The sequence below is a fragment of the Vibrio sp. 1CM8B genome (assembly GCF_023161685.1).
GTDB classification, from domain to species: Bacteria; Pseudomonadota; Gammaproteobacteria; order Enterobacterales; family Vibrionaceae; genus Vibrio; species Vibrio coralliirubri.
Genome location: NZ_JALNTU010000004.1, coordinates 73,367 through 91,684 on the forward strand (window position 1 = coordinate 73,367; position 18,318 = coordinate 91,684).

The 18,318-nt window shown below is 43.6% G+C and carries 13 protein-coding genes; 7 read left to right on the forward strand and 6 right to left on the reverse strand.

Going from position 1 to position 18,318, the window contains the following annotated elements:
* Positions 1 to 160: 160 nt before the first annotated feature.
* Together fabV and MSG36_RS09195 are read right to left on the reverse strand one after the other, a co-directional pair.
* Positions 161 to 1,360 (reverse strand): enoyl-ACP reductase FabV, encoded by a 1,200-nt coding sequence (gene fabV / locus MSG36_RS09190; RefSeq protein WP_248367429.1) that lies wholly within the window; start codon positions 1,358 to 1,360, stop codon positions 161 to 163.
* 81 nt (positions 1,361 to 1,441) lie between these two features.
* Positions 1,442 to 2,059: an arylesterase gene (locus tag MSG36_RS09195; protein WP_048608336.1), complete on the reverse strand. Its 618-nt coding sequence runs from the start codon at positions 2,057 to 2,059 to the stop codon at positions 1,442 to 1,444.
* Between MSG36_RS09195 and MSG36_RS09200 the strand changes: the two genes are divergently transcribed.
* From MSG36_RS09200 to MSG36_RS09210, 3 genes are all read left to right on the forward strand, one after another.
* Positions 2,058 to 2,732, forward strand: a complete 675-nt coding sequence (locus MSG36_RS09200; protein WP_248367430.1) for an ABC transporter ATP-binding protein — start codon at positions 2,058 to 2,060, stop codon at positions 2,730 to 2,732. The genes MSG36_RS09195 and MSG36_RS09200 overlap by 2 nt on opposite strands.
* 1 nt (position 2,733) lies before the next feature.
* The gene (locus MSG36_RS09205) at positions 2,734 to 5,172 is read left to right on the forward strand and encodes an ABC transporter permease (protein WP_248367431.1); all 2,439 of its coding nucleotides are present in this window, start codon (positions 2,734 to 2,736) and stop codon (positions 5,170 to 5,172) included.
* A gap of 532 nt (positions 5,173 to 5,704) precedes the next feature.
* Positions 5,705 to 7,159 carry an FAD-dependent oxidoreductase gene (locus MSG36_RS09210; protein WP_248367432.1) on the forward strand — a complete coding sequence of 485 codons (1,455 nt, stop codon included), beginning with the start codon at positions 5,705 to 5,707 and terminating at the stop codon, positions 7,157 to 7,159.
* Between the two features lie 180 nt (positions 7,160 to 7,339).
* On the opposite strand, the gene MSG36_RS09215 is transcribed toward MSG36_RS09210, so the two are convergent.
* The 3 genes from MSG36_RS09215 to MSG36_RS09225 form a co-directional block, all read right to left on the reverse strand.
* Complete coding sequence (locus tag MSG36_RS09215) at positions 7,340 to 8,290, reverse strand: biotin-dependent carboxyltransferase family protein (protein WP_248367433.1); 951 nt, start codon at positions 8,288 to 8,290, stop codon at positions 7,340 to 7,342.
* The gene (locus MSG36_RS09220; protein WP_248367436.1) at positions 8,283 to 9,035 is read right to left on the reverse strand and encodes a carboxyltransferase domain-containing protein; all 753 of its coding nucleotides are present in this window, start codon (positions 9,033 to 9,035) and stop codon (positions 8,283 to 8,285) included. The genes MSG36_RS09215 and MSG36_RS09220 overlap by 8 nt, the downstream gene beginning before the upstream one ends.
* A 163-nt stretch (positions 9,036 to 9,198) precedes the next feature.
* Complete coding sequence (locus MSG36_RS09225) at positions 9,199 to 9,942, reverse strand: 5-oxoprolinase subunit PxpA (protein ID WP_248367439.1); 744 nt, start codon at positions 9,940 to 9,942, stop codon at positions 9,199 to 9,201.
* A gap of 170 nt (positions 9,943 to 10,112) precedes the next feature.
* On the opposite strand from MSG36_RS09225, the gene MSG36_RS09230 reads away from it, so the two are divergent.
* The 4 genes from MSG36_RS09230 (at position 10,113) to galE (ending at position 15,774) form a co-directional block, all read left to right on the forward strand.
* Entirely contained in the window at positions 10,113 to 12,176 is a 2,064-nt protein-coding gene (locus MSG36_RS09230) for a TonB-dependent receptor (protein ID WP_248367442.1), read from the forward strand.
* The gene (locus MSG36_RS09235; protein WP_248367446.1) at positions 12,166 to 12,702 is read left to right on the forward strand and encodes a YfiR family protein; all 537 of its coding nucleotides are present in this window, start codon (positions 12,166 to 12,168) and stop codon (positions 12,700 to 12,702) included. The genes MSG36_RS09230 and MSG36_RS09235 overlap by 11 nt, the downstream gene beginning before the upstream one ends.
* A complete protein-coding gene (locus MSG36_RS09240; RefSeq protein WP_248367449.1) occupies positions 12,702 to 14,678 on the forward strand; it encodes a diguanylate cyclase in 1,977 nt (658 codons plus the stop codon). The genes MSG36_RS09235 and MSG36_RS09240 overlap by 1 nt, the downstream gene beginning before the upstream one ends.
* Before the next feature lie 82 nt (positions 14,679 to 14,760).
* The gene (gene galE / locus MSG36_RS09245; protein WP_248367452.1) at positions 14,761 to 15,774 is read left to right on the forward strand and encodes a UDP-glucose 4-epimerase GalE; all 1,014 of its coding nucleotides are present in this window, start codon (positions 14,761 to 14,763) and stop codon (positions 15,772 to 15,774) included.
* A 339-nt stretch (positions 15,775 to 16,113) separates the two neighbouring features.
* Here galE and MSG36_RS09250 read toward each other — a convergent pair whose 3' ends face one another.
* Positions 16,114 to 18,252 carry a TonB-dependent hemoglobin/transferrin/lactoferrin family receptor gene (locus tag MSG36_RS09250; protein WP_248367455.1) on the reverse strand — a complete coding sequence of 713 codons (2,139 nt, stop codon included), beginning with the start codon at positions 18,250 to 18,252 and terminating at the stop codon, positions 16,114 to 16,116.
* Between the last annotated feature and the right edge of the window lie 66 nt (positions 18,253 to 18,318).

The window sequence follows — 18,318 nt, forward strand, 5'->3', positions numbered from 1 at the left end:
TGCTAAATGCATCAACACATCCTGTGTTAATTATGATGAACCAAATAAACTATGAACCTTACGTTTAGTAAGTATAAGAAATGTTGCACGAAAAAACCTCCGCAATTATGCAGAGGTTTTCAAATGTGAATCCGGGTCTCAGTAATGAGATAATTTTAGATTAAGGCTTTAACTTTATAAAATCTTCTGTATTAAGTTTTTGGCTATAATCTATCGATGGTTGAGCAAACCCATTTAATTGAAGAAATTCCTCTTTAAACCCTTGGTAATCCCCTAAGGTTTGGAAGTTATTTTCGTCTATTTTTTCTAGTAGCTCAGTCACGTGTGCTTGGGTTTCTGGGTCTAGTTCCCAGTCATCCATACGGATCAATCGCTCGCCATCAAGCGGTACTTTTGATTGACCATAGAGTTTGCTGCTAAACAGACGCTGCATTTGTTGGATACAACCTTCGTGGGTCTCTTTCTCTTTCATCACTTTATACAAAGCAAGTAGGTAAGGGCTGAGTCCCGGGATGAAAACGCTCGCTTTAGTGACTAGTGCTTTACAGACCGTCGCGTAAGCGTTGCCATCAAAGTTAGCTAACTCTAGATTAAGTGCGTGGCTGGTTTGGTGAAGGTCGATCTTAGCGCGTCCCAATGTACCGTCTAAATAAATAGGGTGTGTGACTTCTGGACCCACATAAGAAAACGCGATCGTCTTACAACCCGGAGCAATAGATTCAGCGTTGATGAGCTCATCTATCCATTGCTCCCAATCTTCGCCGCCCATCACTTTGAGTGTGCTTTCGGCTTCTTCTTCCGTCGCGGCATCAAGCGTGTTGGTCACCCAGTTGTCGTGTTCCAGAGAAATGGTTGCGCCAGTTACGCTTTCACCGATAGGTTTGATGGCAGAGCGCCAAAAATCATCGGAATCTGGTTTAGGACGAACGCCCGCAGCTAAGCTATAGATAATCAGATCCACTTCACCTTCGAAGTAGGTTTCGATGGCTTCGACAACTTGTGAACGTGTTTCTTGTGAAAATGCGTCACCAACGATGTTGATAGCAGTGCGTTGCTCTCGTTCAGCTTCTTTTTTGAAGTAGATGTTGTTGTACCAACCAGCACTACCTAGGGATTTTTCGTTTGGACCGCGCTCGAATGAGACGCCGATAGTGTGAGCTTTTGCGCCGCCAAAGGTAAGGGCAATACGAGCGGCTAGGCCAAAGCCTGAGGAAGCGCCGATAATCAGTACTCGTTTAGGGCCATCTTTGATTTGCGGCGCACTCTTAACAAACTTGATTTGTTGCTTTACGGCTTCTTGACAGCCAAGAGGGTGAGCGCTTTTGGCTACCACACCCTTGATAACAGGTTCGATCAGCATAAATAACCTTACAGTTAACGGTGATATGCACTCAGGCTAACGTAAAGCTGTGTAAAATTTATTGAGCTAGACCATTAAAACTTAAAGATACTGATATAATTCTTCGGCGACGAATTCAGCAATCCAAGGTTGAGCTTCTGGTTTTGGATGCAGTCCATCGTTCATCATCCACTCAGGTTTGAGGATGATATGCTCTAGGAAAAACGGCAAAAGTGGCACGTTTTGTTGATCAGCAAGCGCTGCAAAAACGTATTCAAACTGTTGGTTATAACGCTTTCCGTAATTCGGTGGGATTTTAATCTGCATCATTATAGGTTTGGCGCCCGCAGCTTTTATCTGCTCAATGATTTGATCAAGATTCGCAGACATCAGCTTAGGTGGGAACCCACGAAGTCCATCATTCGCACCAAGTTCAATAAGAACGGTGTCTGGAGCATGTTCTTCAAGCAATTGTGGTAAGCGAGCTAACCCATTGCCCGTTGTATCACCAGAAATACTTCCGTTAACCACGGTTACCGTTTTGTCATGCTTTGCTAACGCGTCTGGTAACAGGCTTGGCCAACTCTGTTTGATGTCCATGTTGTAACCAGCACTCAAGCTATCACCAAGGACCAGCAACTTAGAATCTAAGTCGGTATCTTGAGCCAAAGAAGCGGTTGAAAATAAAATAAAGAATAAAAAGGAAATTAGTCGAGTCATGCATACATCCATCATTAAGGCAGAAGCTGTTTCGAAGACAGTGTCTACTAATCAAGAACATTTAACAATCCTAGAGCACGTCGATATCGATATTCGTGAAGGCGAAACTGTCGCGATTGTCGGCACGTCTGGCGCGGGTAAGTCGACCTTAATGACGCTGCTTGCTGGTCTTGATGTACCAACGAAAGGCGAAATCAGTTTATTAGGACAGCCACTTTCACAGCTTGATGATGAGGCAAGGGCTAAGATTCGCAGTGAATCGGTTGGGTTTGTATTTCAAAGCTTCTTATTAATTCCAAGCCTTTCTGCGCTGCAAAATGTCACGTTGCCTTGTTTGTTGAAGGGAGAAGACGAAGACATCGAACGCGCGACTGCTCTGCTTGAATCAGTAGGCTTAAAAGACAGGCTTGATCACTTGCCGTCTCAGCTATCGGGTGGTGAGCAACAAAGGGTAGCGTTGGCGCGCGCATTTATGATTAAGCCAAAAATCCTTTTTGCCGATGAACCCACAGGTAATCTAGACCAACAAACGGCAGCCAAAATTGTTGAGTTGTTGTTTGAATTGAACTCATCCCACGGCACAACGTTAGTTTTGGTGACACACGATCCTAAGCTTGCACAACGTTGCCAAAGAACACTCAAGATGCATGTCGGTCAGATAGAGGAAGCCTAAATTGAATTCATCAAACGGACTGAATAAACGCCTGTTTTCATGGAGTATCGAAGAGATTCGACACGGTCAGTTGTGGCCAGTTTCAATCGCTTTAACGCTTATTATTGCTTGTGTGTTTGCATTGTCGGCGTTGGCCGAACGTATGGAGCAGGTAATCGTTAAGCAGGGCAAAGATGCACTAACTGCCGATAGCGTGTTTATCTCAGCAAACCCAGTTCCGCAACCCTTGTTAGACCTCACTCAAGTTGAACAAATAGAAAGCTCTCAGTTGACTCGTTTTTCAACCATGGCATTCAGTGACAACTCGATGCAGTTAGTGACGGTGAAAGCGGTTGAAAGTAATTACCCGTTACGCGGTGAAATGATCTTAGAGGGCGCAGATAAAGCATCAAGTAACCATGTTGAGCCGGGTGAACTTTGGCTAGACGAGCGTATATTTGCACAGTTAGAGGTTGAAATTGGTGACATTGTCACTATTGGCGATGCCGATTTAGCGATAACTGGACGAATCACTCAAGAACCAGGCTTAAGCTTTAACCCGTTCCAACAGATGCCAGCCGTTCTGATTCATACAAGTGATATCGATGCCACGGGAGCGATTCAACCGGGCAGTCGTGTTAGTTTTAGGCTGTTTCTAAACGGTGATGATACAAAACTGCAAGCCGCGCAAGACAGCGTAGAATTAACACCAAGCGATCGCTGGCGTACTCAAGATTCTGCGAGCCGTACTAACGACATGTTCGAAAGCACGACTCAATATCTTTCGTTAACCGTTGCTATTGTTGTGATCATGGCCGCGACCACTTTGGTACTCACTTGCCAACATTATGTTGCGAGTCGCCGTAAAACCATCGCGATGCTTAAGAGTTTGGGTGCAAGCAAGCAGTGGATCGTTAAATGGTTGTCTGTACAGGTATCTCTATTAGTGGTTATCGGTGCAGTACTGGGAATAACCATCGGTATCGGCTTGGAGTTTTTGCTTCGTATACCTTTGGGCGACTTATTACCAACGCCACTTCCTAGCTATGGTATTGAACCTGCAATCTTGGCGATTTTATCAAGCATCTTAATTGGTGTTCCTGCTCTTGGTATCCCGTTAATTGGCTTGGTCAACACCTCGGCAATCAGCGTTATCCAATCAAGTCACCAGTCCAATGAAAGCTTCAAGAAATACTTGTTGTTACTGGTTCCTATTATTCCAATGATGCTGATGTATGGCGATAATCTACTGGTATGGATAGTTCTAGCAGGTATCGCTTGCTTGTTCTTAGTGCTCGCAATTGTCAGTACGCTTGTTCTGCGTTTGGTTGGTAAGTTACCGACATCTACGTCTATGCGTTTGGCATTGAGTCGAATTAATCGCACACCTTTAGCAACTGGGATTCAATTTGGCTCTTTAGCGCTTTCACTGATGTTGCTGTCTATCATCTGGTTGGTAAGAAGTGATTTACTGTCAGATTGGCAGCAAACCTTACCAGAGAACGCACCAAATGCGTTTGCACTTAACATTGCAAGCTATGAAAAAGACAGTTATCTCGAGACGATTGATGCAAACGAAGTAGAGCGTACTCAAGCGTTTCCAATTATCCGAGGACGACTGACGACTATCAACGGTGTTGAAGCATCGGAATACAGTGATACCTCTGGAGAAACAGACGCATTAAGCCGTGAGATCAACTTCACTTGGGGAGATACCTTACCTGAGTACAATGAAGTTTTAGAAGGCAGCTGGACACAAGAGCAGGGCGTATCTGTGGAATCGGATGTCGCGGAGCAACTGGATCTAAAGATTGGCGATGAGCTGTCATTCACAATCAACAGCCAGAATGTTTCTGCCAAGGTGAATAGCATCCGCAAAGTCGAGTGGCGAGAAATGAAGCCGAACTTCTACTTCATTTTTACTCCAGATGTCTTGAGTTCAATTCCTTCTACTTGGCTCGTGAGCTTCAGGTTAGAAGAACAACACAATCAGATGCTCAACGAACTCTCTCGAAATCACCCAACCGTGAGTTTGATGGATATTCGCAAGATGGGTAGCAAGATCCAAGAGCTGCTCAAACAGATTGTTTGGTCGATAACGGTACTTGCGGCGTTAGGTGTGGTGGCGGGGCTGTTGCTTATCTTCACTCTATTGCGACTAAGCTTATCTCAAAGACAACAAGAGATACGCTTGTATCGAACATTAGGCGCGAGTAGGAAGCGAATTCTCAATACTATTTGGTGCGAGTACGGGTTAATGGCGTTAGTCGCAGGCTCAATTGCAGCGCTCGGTTCTGAGCTGAGCGTGGCAGGCGTTATGAACTTTGGCTTCGAGTTACAACCTTCACTTCACCCGATGCTGTGGATAGCGCTACCCGTGCTAACGTTCATCACATTGGCCGCGGTAGTGAATAGCTTAATTAAGCGTTTGTTGGCACCAGTAAACAAGGATTTTGGCTAGTCGCTAGCGAGATCTAGCCAAGCGCTTAAAACGGTCTAAAAGTGAGATTATTTATACTTAGTCATGCACTATTTATAATACGTCGCTTTAGACCGTTTTTTATTTGACCAACCGGTAGCATAAGTAAAAAATATCGCACCTTATATTCCACTCTTTTTAGCATTTTTTAAAACTAATTGCCCAATAATGCCGATTTAATGAACAGCGGTTAGTCCCTGTAAACAAAGGGTTTGCGCAACTTAGCAAGCACGTTATCAACAGTTATCCACAAAAACGGTGGATAACTTTAGGGATAAGTTAACCGCTATGTTTTAAGAGTACTGAGGCAGCCTTTATGTGGCGTCACTTAGGACAAATTTGACTGTTAGAATAACCTTTAAAACTCTATCTGGAGTTATTGAGTCAAGAGATTATTTATATTTTTTACATAGATATTAAATCCCGCCTATCTAAGACCTTGATAAAAATGTGTTTTAATTCATCGCAGAACAAAAGTAGAATAGATGCAGTTAATCTTATTCTACAGAACACGATGAACCACAACAAAACGGATACAAATCAACCTTCTATTGCCATTGTTGGTGGTGGTATTGCCGGAACAACGAGCGCGATTCACTTTAGTGAGTTGGGTTTCAAGGTCACTATCTTAGAAAAAGGGCCGAGTTTGGTTAATGGCCCACCAATTTGCCACCTGCACGCTGGGGGCAATTTGTATCGAGATATTTCTGTAGAGCAGTGTCTTCAGTTGCTCTCGCAGTCAATTGATACCGTCCGCTTATTTCCCCATACGATCAATATTCGCCCGACAATCATCGCCGTTCCACACAGTGATGGTGGAGAGCCATTAGATCTTCTTCCTCGTCTCAAGATAATCAAAAGCGCTTATGTCGATCTTGTTAAACAAGATAAAAGCAACCAAGTGCTTGGTGATCCGGAAGAGTATTACAAGCTGTACAGCAAAGAAGATTTGTTAGCACTTTCTGCGAAAACACAGCCTCTGAAACCAACATCGCTTGATGATTGGTGCATTCCTTTTGCCAAACATACGGATTTAGAGACTCTTAAGTATCCTGTTGCGATGGTCCAAGAGTATGGTTGGAGCGTATTCCGACTTTCTGCAACCGCTCAACTCTCTTTGGGGCAACAAGCTAACTGTACCGTGTTAACCAACAGTCGATTACGATCTGTTGAGTCGACAGGTCAAGGTTGGTCTTTGACTTATACCGATGCCGAAAACCAAAGCTGCCAACTAACGACCGATTACTTGATTAATGCGAGTGGGTTTGAAACGGGTATCGTGGACGACTTTGTTGGCTCTAAGCAGCAAAGACTTGTTGAATTTAAAGCTGCATACGTTACAGAGTGGCCGTATTCGCAAGAATGTAAGGAAGAGTGGCCAGAGGTTATCTTCCATGGCCCGAGAGGCACACCGCAAGGCATGGCGCAATTAACGCCGTATGCTGATGGTGTGTTCCAACTTCACGGTATGACAGAAGGGATTACTCTGTTTGAGGGTGGGCTTGTTTCATCTTCAACAGACTCGTCACAGCCACAGTTGCCTTCGAAGCTGCTTAAGAAAATCGTATCGGGTTGGAGTGAAGAGCAGCTTGAATTAAGAACTCGCGCGGCAATAACGCATATGTCTCAGTTCATCCCAAGTTTCAGTTCTGCACTGGTTGGTGGTAAGCCTTTGTTTGGTGCACAACAGATTCCGGGAACCGATCCAAGCTTAAGAGCTTCAGACGTTTCATTCTGTGGTGAACGCTATGCTCGACTTGAAGTCGTGAAAGCATCTTCAACATTAGAAGCGGCACAAAAGGTCGCTGAGCAATGGTTTGATGTATCAGAGGCGGTATCTATTGAAGATACGCACTTAGTGACAGTGTCACTTAATCTGAATGATATTGAAAACAGAGCGATAGATTTGACACAAGAACGTGGATACCCAGAAGCGCTTGCAAAGGTGTCAGGTCAAGATCACGCTTAATAGCTTATAATTAGCCGATCATCATCGACTGCGCTTAACTTCTTCAATTCGGCTTACTGTAATAGGTAAGCCGAATCTTCATTCAAACGCCAACTTACATACCGAAACTCATCAAAACGACGTCTTCCTAGCTAATTATTCTTAGCTACATAGCATTTAGCACATAACACATCGCAAAAACTAATAGCCGAAAAACTGAGCCCATTGGCACCAAACATCTTGTAAGCCTAAGCGATCACCCTTGCTGAACGATATCGCATGTCCAGGTTTTGCTTGTGCCAAGCGTGGTAAATCGATTCTTGCGACACATCCAATCTTCGGATAACCACCTATGGTCTGTCTGTCATTAAGCAGCACGATAGGTTGTCCGTCTTGGGGGATTTGAATCGCACCTAGGGCAATGCCTTCTGACAATAGCGAAATGTCAGGCGAGTCTACGGGCTCGCCACTGAGTCGATAACCCATCCGATTAGAGTTTTGGTCAACGTGATATTCAGCGTTATACAAAGTCTCTCTTGCTGACTCGGAGAATAGCTCGCTTTGATAGCCTTCAATCACTCGTAGGTTCACGGGTAGATTATAATCAGGCGTGTATCGGAAGGTAACACTTACCGCTTTAAATGGATGTGATAGTTGGTGTTGGGTAAAAGCTATTTGTTGCCCTTGCTGGCATGGCTCTCCATCTTGCGTTAACCCTCCAATCTTTTCACGAGTTACTGTAGAGCAGCTATCAAGAGTTGATGGAACATCGAAACCGCCTTTAATAGCTAAATACGCCCTTAGACCATTTTTAGGCAAACCAAATGAGAGAACTTGCCCTTTAAAAGCTTGAAAAGTACGCCAGTTAGGCTGTGGTTTACCATCGAGTTTCGCTTGTAAATCACCCCCGCATAGTGCCATCTCACAATCAAAATCGATTCGTAACGCACATTGCCCAAGCGTGATTTCCAATACTGCTTGGTTTACTGGGTTACCCAATAGATGATTGGCCCAGCTATAAGAGTAATCATCAACCGGTCCACCTTGCGTTAATCCAAGATGAGCAACACCAAATCGCCCGAAGTCTTGAATCAAACTCAACGGACCGGGCTTAATCACCGTCAGTGTTGGTTTAGCTTTTGTCTTAGCCATTTACGATGCCTCCACCCAACTCTACAAACTCTTGTTTTGAAATCGCGATGAAACGGACGGTATCACCAACATTAAGCAGAGACAGCGGTCTTTGCGTGATATCGACGTTCTTCAATTGGCTATGATCGAACAACGGAAGCGGGCAATTGCCAATAATATTCCAGCCGCCCGGTGAATCCGAAGGGTACACCGCTGTTTTCGTATCCGCGATGGCGATGCTGCCTTTGGGCACATTTAAGCGGGGTGTGGAGTGGCGGGGCAAGGCAAGCTCATTAACCACATCCGACATAAACGCAAAGCCAGGCGTAAACCCAATCGCACTGACGCTGTATGTCTGTGAGGTGTGATATTGAATAATATCGTCCAGAGTCACGCCTTTGTCTTGGTATCGGTCTAAATCGAGCGCCGTTTCTGGTGAGTAATAGGCAGGAAGCTCAATCGTATTACGAGTTTTATTAACTCTAGAAAAGGACGACAGAGCATGATTCAACAAATTATTGAGCCGTTCAATGAGCTGCTGTTCTGATATTCGATAAGGGAGGTAGTCGACCAATATTGTTTGGTAAGCCGGCGTCACATTCATCAACACCGATGCTAAATTTTGGCGAATGGCATTGGAAAAGTGAGCCATGTACTGCGCATATTCGGCGCTAGATTGATTATTTGAAGGCGATAGTGTCAAAGTCACCAAAACGCTGCATTCCGCGACTGGCGCTATATTGAATTCAATCTGATTCGTCGTCATTTCGTTTCCATACGTTTGTTATCTTGCCTTTTATTAGCTTACTTGGCGTGTCTCACTTCCGTGTCCAAGCCAATACAAAACAATTAGATCATACGAGCGATTGATTAGGCACTCGATTGGGCGAGCGATTAGACCATGCGTCATACCAGTCACACGCTTCATACTAATTAAAAGCGTTGAGGTCTTGTCTGATTTTTCTAATTAATGCGATGGATTGAGGGTTATCACCATGAACACAGATAGTATCAGCTTCAATAGGCAGTCTTTCGCCCTCTAAAGTCGTAACCGAGCCATAGTTAATGATTTGCATGACTTGGTTATAGATATCGTCTTGATTGACGTAAACCGAGCCTTTTTGAGTACGTGGCGCTAATTGTCCGTTATTTAAATAAGCACGGTCGGCAAACGCTTCAAACAAGAGAGGCAAGTCATGATCGTCAGCAATATCCAAATACTGTTGATTGTCTGATGAAGAGAGAATCATCAACGGGATGTTAAATTCAGCGACGGCTTGGGCTACCGCATTAAACACATCGATGTTTGCCATCATATCGTTGTAAAGGGCGCCATGAGGTTTCACATAGCCAACAGAGGTGTGGTGATAGCGGCAAAGGGCTTTTAATGCCCCGACTTGATAGCACACCAGTTCACTGATCTCGTCCATGGTGTGTGGAATAGACCGGCGACCAAACCCAACGAGATCTTGATAACCGGGATGAGCACCAATTTGGGTGTGATAGTGCTGTGCCAGTTTTATCGTCTTGGACATAACGTGCGGATCAGACGCGTGGAAGCCACAAGCGATGTTTGCCATATCGACCCATTCCATGACCGACTCGTCATCGCCCATCTTCCAAGTGCCGAAACTTTCTCCCATGTCGCAATTAAGCAAAATCTTCGTTGTCACGTGGTGCTAATCCTTTACGTTGAGGTAAGTAATGACGGTCTTATAAATACCATAAATAAACAGTGACCTAACTCAAACTTTCGACACCGTAGATTTACCGGTATGGCATTTCATATATAGTTGAACTATTGATTAAAGGATTAATATCTATCTGTATATTAGGTGAGCACATGATATCCCGCCAGGTTTGTTTAGGACTAGCATTAACGACACCTGTTTTTGTCTCTGCTCAAGAAAACTCTCTAGACCAACTCATGTCGATGAGCCTTGAAGAGTTGTCTATGTTAGATGTCGAAATGGAAACGGCTTCGAAAGTGACACAAAAACTCACTGACATTCCTTCGTCGGTGTATGTGCTTTCTAATGAGCGAATTCAGCGCAGTGGCGCGAAAACCATTGCGGAAGTCCTAACGCTTGTACCCGGACTCAAAGTCACCAAATTCAACGAAACCTCATGGTTTGTTTCGACACGCGGCTTTCATGATGGGCTATATAACAAGATGCTCGTGATGATGGATGGACGAAGCTTGTTTAGCCCAGTCTATGGCGGTACGTATTGGAGCGACGTTGATTATGTACTTGCCGACATCGAACGCATCGAAGTACTAAAAGGCCCCGGCGGAACAATTTGGGGAGGCAACGCGGTTAATGGTGTTGTCAATATCATTACTAAGTCTGCCAATGATACGCAGGGGACTTATCTCTCCGGTGTCGCGTCTAATACTGATAACTATGAATTTAGTGTTCGTCAGGGATTAAGCCTAAACGACAGTGTGAATGCTCGTGCCTTTTATAAGTACCGAGAAGAACCCACGTATCGCACAAACGAATCTGAAAAATGGAAAGCACAAACGGCAGGGATGGTTTTTCAGCCAAGTAATGCCGAAGAAAATTGGTCATTACGTATTGGTGGTGAGAAAAGCTTCTATGAGTCGGAGTTGTATACGTTCCAATATGATAACTCAGGATCGTTTGTCGGATCACAAGCCAACGATTTCGATAACAAGAGTCAATCTGTTTACGTCCAATTCAACGACTCTCGCCATTTTGATGAAAGTTCGACACTCTCATATTCGTTATGGGGTGAATATAATGAGGATAACGCGCCAGATGCTCCGGGAAGCTATTCGACCCTCGATTTTGACTCTACTTATATCAACCAACTATCGGCAAACCATCAGCTAACACTCGGTGGTGGCTTGCGATATATGTATTTTGATTTCTCCTCAAGCCAAGTTTCGGACGTGGATTGGTACAACCCTGATTACTACGGTCGAGCCTACAACATCCAATCTGCCAACGATTATATTGCGAACGCTTTTATACAGTCTCAAATTCAAATGACGGAAGCACTATCGATTACTCTTGGCGCCAAGGTTGAACACTTTACACAGAATGAATCGACAGAACTTTCACCTCAACTGCGTGGCTTATATAAGTTAACTCAACGTCATTCAGTATGGGCGGGACTTAGCCGTGCGGTTGTTGCACCATCTTATATGGATTCCAATTCCACCTATTATTTCAATAGTTACAATGCTGATTCAAACAACAGCTACCTAGATGTATATAAATCAAGCTCCAGTCTTGAAACAGAGAACGTCGTAACGGCGGAAATGGGTTATCGCTACTCAAACAATTCAAATTTCGAACTCGATGCAACGATTTACCTGAGTGAACATGACAACCTTCGCTTTCACAGCTATGACCCGAATGATATCCCTGCGAATCATGTCTATGTCGGGGCGTTGTCTGATGATTATAAAGCAAAAACTTATGGCTTAGAGTTAGGCGCGAGTTACCAACTCACCCCAGATCTAGCCAGTTACCTGAGTTACGCCTATACGACGTTAGAAGGTGAGAATAAAGGTAATGACCCTAAATCTAGCCCTCAAACGAGTGTTTATTACGATATTGATAATGAACATTTAGCCACGGCACAGTTGATGTGGAATATCACCGAAAGTTGGCAATTCGATGTGATAGGCCAGTACATTAATGTGAATTACCCAGACTATTGGGTAGCAGGCGATGGCACTCAATATGAATGGCAGTCTTATCCACATGAAATAACCTTTGATGCGCGTCTTGCATGGAAAAAATCGTCCGCAGCGCCTTTAATTGAAGTGGTTGTTGAAAACATAGGTAAGAGTGACGGCTATCAAGCTGAATTCACATCTCAGAAAAGCGTCAATCAAGAATCGGTGTATGTGAGGATCTCTCATGAATTCTAAATGGCTTAACCACCGCATTAAGATCGGATTCTTTAAACTAGGCCTTGTCGCTTTAACGATGCTTATTATGCCTTTGAATACCTCAGCGGCAAGCTTCAAACCTTATGAAGTGAAAGCGGTGTACCTGTTTAGAATTGCGAATTTTATACGTTGGAATGATGAAAGCTCTATGAACGCTGTGAACTTTTGTGTGATTGGCGATGAAAAGGTAAGCCAAGTGCTAACGTCAATTACAGAGGGGAAATCTATTCGTTCGCTCGCTATCCAAGTTCAACAGTCGATTACTTCTAAGTGCGATATTACGTATTTGTCTGAGCGTCAAAATGATCAATTTCGTAGTCAAGAGCACTCGCCACATACTGTGACAATCAGCGACATTCCTAACTTTACGGACCTAGGTGGAGTCATTGAACTCACGCACATCGATAATAAGCTCAAACCTAAGATCAATCTAGAGAACGCAAGGCGCGGTGACTACGTCATTGGCTCAAACTTGTTACGAATCGCGATAGTGGAGGGCCAATAATGTTGTCTTTCATTAATAACATATCGATTAAAAACAAGCTGATATTACCCATTATCATCTTCATCGCAGTCACTTTTGTCACGATTCAATCGGTAAATTACACTGTCACGTTTGAGAGGGAGAAAGAGAGTCTTATTCAGCGTGTTAAAGTGCTGGCACAAGGTGTTGCTTATAACCTACAAGCTGCGATTTTATTTGAAGACAAGTCATCGGCTCAGGAAATCTTGTCAGCTTTCGTCGCAGATAAAGATATTGTTAGAGTGAAGCTCTATGACATCAACGAACAGCTTTTTGCCAGCTATCAGGTGAGCAACACTCTGGTTCCAAGGCCAAACGCAGATGAATTAGACGATATCGCTGATCATCAATTTGCCATCTCTGAGCATTTCATCTTCTTGCTCGTTCCAGTGATGCTGGATGGCGCAGTGATCGCGAACTTGAGAGTAACAATATCGAAAGAGACGTTTAATTCGATCTTAACGAATATTTTCAAGGTTGCGGTCGTCTACCTGTTGTTTCTGGTGATGTTAGGCGGAGTACTGGTCAAATTGGTGCAACGCTTGATTATCGAACCGATGTTTGACCTCAATGAGGCGATGCAAGCCTTTGTTGAGCGTCGTTCGAAGCAGCCTAAATTAGTCGTAACGAACCGCGATGAAATCGGTGATCTGGTGCGAGCTTTCAATACCATGTTAGAAAGGCTTCAACATCGCGATAACCAAATCAATTTTACGTTAGACAAGTTACAAGAAGAAAAATCATTCGCAAATGAGGTCATTGAAACCGTTCAGCACTCTTTGTTGGTGGTGGATGAAAAAGGGCTCATTCTTCATGCGAACGCAGCTACTCGGGATATTTTTAAATGCTCGGAAGCCTTTCTTGAGAACTTGTTGATCCAAGAGTTGATCGCGACCAAGCAAACTGGTTACTTACAAGATGTTATTGATGCCAATATTGAACTTAATGACGAATTACTGGAAACCACCGATCTCTTTCAATCAAAACGCTGGCTTCGTGTGAGCAGTCGTTCTTTGACAAAAGATGGTCGTATTCTTTATGCAATCCAAGATGTCACCGACATAGAAACGGCCATGAGTCGCCAGCGTATTGCTGCGGGTGTTTTCGAAAATAGTAAAGACGGTTTGATCGTGCTCAACTCGGCCAATGTGATAACCATGGTTAACCCGGCGATCACACAACTTCTCGGTTATCACTCTGATCTACTGGTGGGCAAAACACCCTTTGAAGTATTTTCGTGGCAGCAATTTTCATCATTGATGCCGACAATTCGCAGTTCGTTAGACAACTATGGTCAATGGCAAGGCGAAGTGTGGGAGAAAAGCGCGTCCGGCACGTTAGTTCCAATGTTTGTCAAAGTGAATCGAATTGCCTCAGACAACGAGAAAGACGAGTTTGATATGGTATTAACGCTGTCTGATTTATCCAACGTTAAAGAGATGGAAAGACTCGAACACTTGGCTCATCACGATGCATTAACCGGGTTAGCGAATAGAGCGCAACTGTATAAGGTTATGGATGATGTTGTCACGTCGAGCCACTATTCAAATCAGCATTTCGCGGTTATCTACTTGGATTTGGATGGTTTCAAAGAAGTGAATGACAGCTATGGACACGATGCAGGTGACGAAATCCTTAAAGAAGTATCAAACCGATTGTTATCTCAGGTAAGAGCGGGGGATTTGGTTGCACGTTTGTCGGGTGATGAATTTGTTCTTATTATTAAACAGACAAACAAGGTCTTGTTAGCTAAGTTAGCCGAGCGATTGTTGGATCTGATCGGGCAACAAGTAAACTATAAACAGCGTTCACTTCATGTGGGAGCGAGCTTAGGTATCCATTTAGTTGATGGCTCAGAGCGTGATATTGACGTGATTCTAAAAGTTGCTGATGAGGCGATGTACCAAGCTAAACGCAAAGGAAAAGGCCAGTTTGTGTTCGCTCGTGATGGTAAATAGATTCCGGTGTTTGTTAGCACACCCTAAGTTGTTGTATCATAAGTGATAGGTTGAATATTTTTAATTTAAAGGTCTGCTAAGCATGAATGTTTTAGTTACAGGTGGCATGGGTTACATTGGTAGCCATACAAGTATCCAGATGATCAACGCAGGTATGACACCTGTACTTTTTGATAGCTTGTACAACAGCAAACCAAGCGTTCTAGAGCGCATCGAAAAAGTCTCGGGCGTTCGTCCCAACTTCATTGAAGGTGACGTACGTGATAAAGCGCTTTTGACTGAAACCATGAAGCAACACAACATCGAAGCGGTTATCCATTTTGCTGGTCTGAAAGCCGTCGGAGAGTCTGTGGAAAAGCCTCTTGAATACTACGACAACAACGTAAACGGCACGTTAGTTCTTGTTGATGCAATGCGTGATGCGGGTGTAAAAACCTTGGTATTTAGCTCTTCAGCAACGGTATACGGCGATCCTGCAAGTGTGCCAATTACTGAAGACTTCCCAACAAGCGCAACCAACCCATATGGTCGTAGTAAACTAATGGTTGAAGAGTGTTTAACCGATTTCCAAAAAGCCAATCCGGATTGGAGCATTACACTGCTGCGTTACTTTAACCCTGTAGGTTCACATCCAAGTGGTGAGCTGGGTGAAGACCCGCAAGGTATTCCAAATAACCTAATGCCATTTGTCTCTCAAGTAGCAGTAGGCCGCCGTGAATTCCTATCTGTATTTGGTAGCGATTATCCAACAAAAGACGGCACTGGCGTTCGCGATTACATCCACGTAATGGATCTGTCTGATGGCCACATCGCAGCGCTTGAGAAAGTAGGGCGTAAAGACGGTCTTCATATCTACAACCTTGGCACTGGTAACGGTTCAAGTGTATTAGATATGGTTAAAGCGTTTGAGAAAGCGAGCGGTAAAGATATCCCTTATAAGCTTGTCGAGCGTCGCCCGGGTGACATCGCAGAATGTTGGGCAGATCCTGCTAAAGCTCAGAAAGAGCTTGGTTGGAATGCAACACGAACACTGACTGAAATGACTGAGGATACATGGCGCTGGCAGTCAACCAATCCTGATGGTTTTCCTAGTTGATCTAGTTGCCTCATGAATAGTTAACTTACAAAAAGATGCTCTAGGGCATCTTTTTTGATCTAAATCGAAAAAAAAGTAAATTAGTGGTTAAAAAGTATCATTCTGTATCTGTTGTGTTATCATCCACGCGAATTATATGTTTAATGTTAATTTTCTTTGGAGTTAATCATGGAACTAGCCCTAATCATCACTTTCATCATTGCTGCTGCAGTTATGGTTAAGAAAGAAATGGCAGAGAAGTAATTTCACTTTATCCCTTTTTGATACAATTTTTAGTGAAATAATAAAAGCCAGCATTTAGCTGGCTTTTTAGTATCTGAAATTCAGGTTTTTAACGAATTAGAATTCGTAGTTTGCAGATAAGCCCCAGTTGCGACCAGGTTGAGACTTAATATCTGTATTGAATTGAGAATCGTGTGCGCTACCAGACATGTCGCTGTACAACCAGTACTTATTATCTAGAGCATTAAATAGACCAGCTCGCAGAGTTAAATCTGTAATAGGGCGGTAATAAGCAGTCAAATCAACAACTGTGTATCCAGATACATCGACATTGTCGTCAGAGTTCCAATCATCCTTCGAAGCAACCATTTTGACATTCAACGCTGAACCGAAGTTATCACGTTCAATACCTAACCCGATTGTACTCGTTAGAGGTGCAACTGAATCAATTGACTTACCAGTCGACTTGTCTTCGCCATCTGCGTAAGCAACTGCTAGGCGAGTGTAAGTGCCGTAAGGTGCGTCAAACAGAGTATCAAGGTTAATGGTTGACGAGAATTCAGCACCATAAATAGTTACTTCATCTAAGTTTTCTTTCGTGAATACGTCTTTGCCACCTTGCTCACCTGTTTTCGTTTCGTTGATGAAATCAGTGTAGTCAGTGTAGAACGTGCTTAATTCGAAGCGAGCATATTGGTTGCTACCACGCAGACCTAGCTCATAAGAAAGGCTTCTTTCTGCTTTCAGGTTAGGGTTTGCCTCTACGATAGCGCCTTGATTATAGAAGTAGTAAAGGTCATAAACAGAAGGAGCTTTGAAGCCTTGACCAATCTGACCAAACACAGACAAGCTATCGTTGATGTGGTAAACCGAACCTAACTTGGCTGTGAACGCGTCATCTTCATTCTTGTCATATTCAGTTGTGTAACCTTCATCAGTTGATGGATCAGCAACAAACGAGTCATAACGTAGACCACCAGTTACTATGAGTTTGTCATCCATGAAGAATGCTTGATCTTGAAGGAAAACACCCCATTGCGTGATTTTTGCGTCAGGGATACCCGTACTACCTGGAGTAACTGTGCCTTGGTCGAACTTATGATCGGTGTTGTCTAACTCAAAATCATTTTGCAGGTAAGTGAAACCATACGTAAACTCATGGTCAGCGCCACTAATGTTCACCAACTTAGAAAGCTGTGTATCTACTTGCATGTTCACATCTGATGCGTCACGCTCACGAAGTCGACGGCCGTTAAAGCCTGTTGTATCGTAGTTTTTATTCAGAGTACTTGAATCTTGGTAGCTTAAAGACCAGTCCAAAGAATCTGCAATAGAAGAGTTCAGTTTAAGTTGCTGCTCCAATGTTGCACGGAAGCGTTTATTGGTGTCTTCATTGTAGTTATCCGTGTATACAAAGCCCGGCATAAGCGTATAACCGTTGTAATTTAACTCGTCTTCATCATATTGACGCTGATAATGTTCTACAGTTAAGCCGATCTTGTTTGAATCCGATACATTATAAAATGCTTTTGCTAAAAAGTTGCTTAGTTCGGTATCGGCAGGGTTAGCTGCACCACGATCAGGGCCTTCGATATCACTTCCTGACGAGTGTGTTTCAGTTTCATGACCTTGAGCGTATGTCGCCATTACGATAGTTTCTAGCTTGTCTTTACGCATAGCCCAAGAAAGCGTGTTCTTAAACTGTTCGTCAGCAGAAGTGTAGCTAGATTTGATGCCAAAACGGTTTTCGTCGCCGTCTGTTCTAAGCATATCCTCTGGGTTCTTCGTTCTTAGCAGTACAGCACCACCAATAGCGTCAGAACCATAAAGCGTAGAAGCTGGTCCTTTATTCACCTCAATGACACTCAGTGTGTCTACTTCAATTGCATTAGAATATTTACGTTGCTCTGTTGCACCAGGGTTGTACGGTGTAGGTTGTTGAACACCATCGACCATCAACTTAACACGGTCACCTTCAACACCACGAATGTTGAAGCCCGAAATACCAAAACGGCCACTGCCTTGAGCTTCTACGCCAGGTGTGTACTGAAGTGCTTGCTTTATGTCGTTAGACATTTGATTATCAATATCTTCCGAAGATACTGATTCAATAGAGCTTGAAACATCTGCTTTGCTTTGTTCAGTACGAGTTGCCGATACAACAACCTCGTCAAATAGGGCATAATCTTCAGCAAAGGCTGATGTTGATGAAAGCGCTAAAACGATTGAAGCAGAGAGTAGGGATTGCTTATACATCTGATAGTTACCTTAATTCCATAGTATTATCTTGATTTGCGAAAGATAATATTGGATCTAAATGAT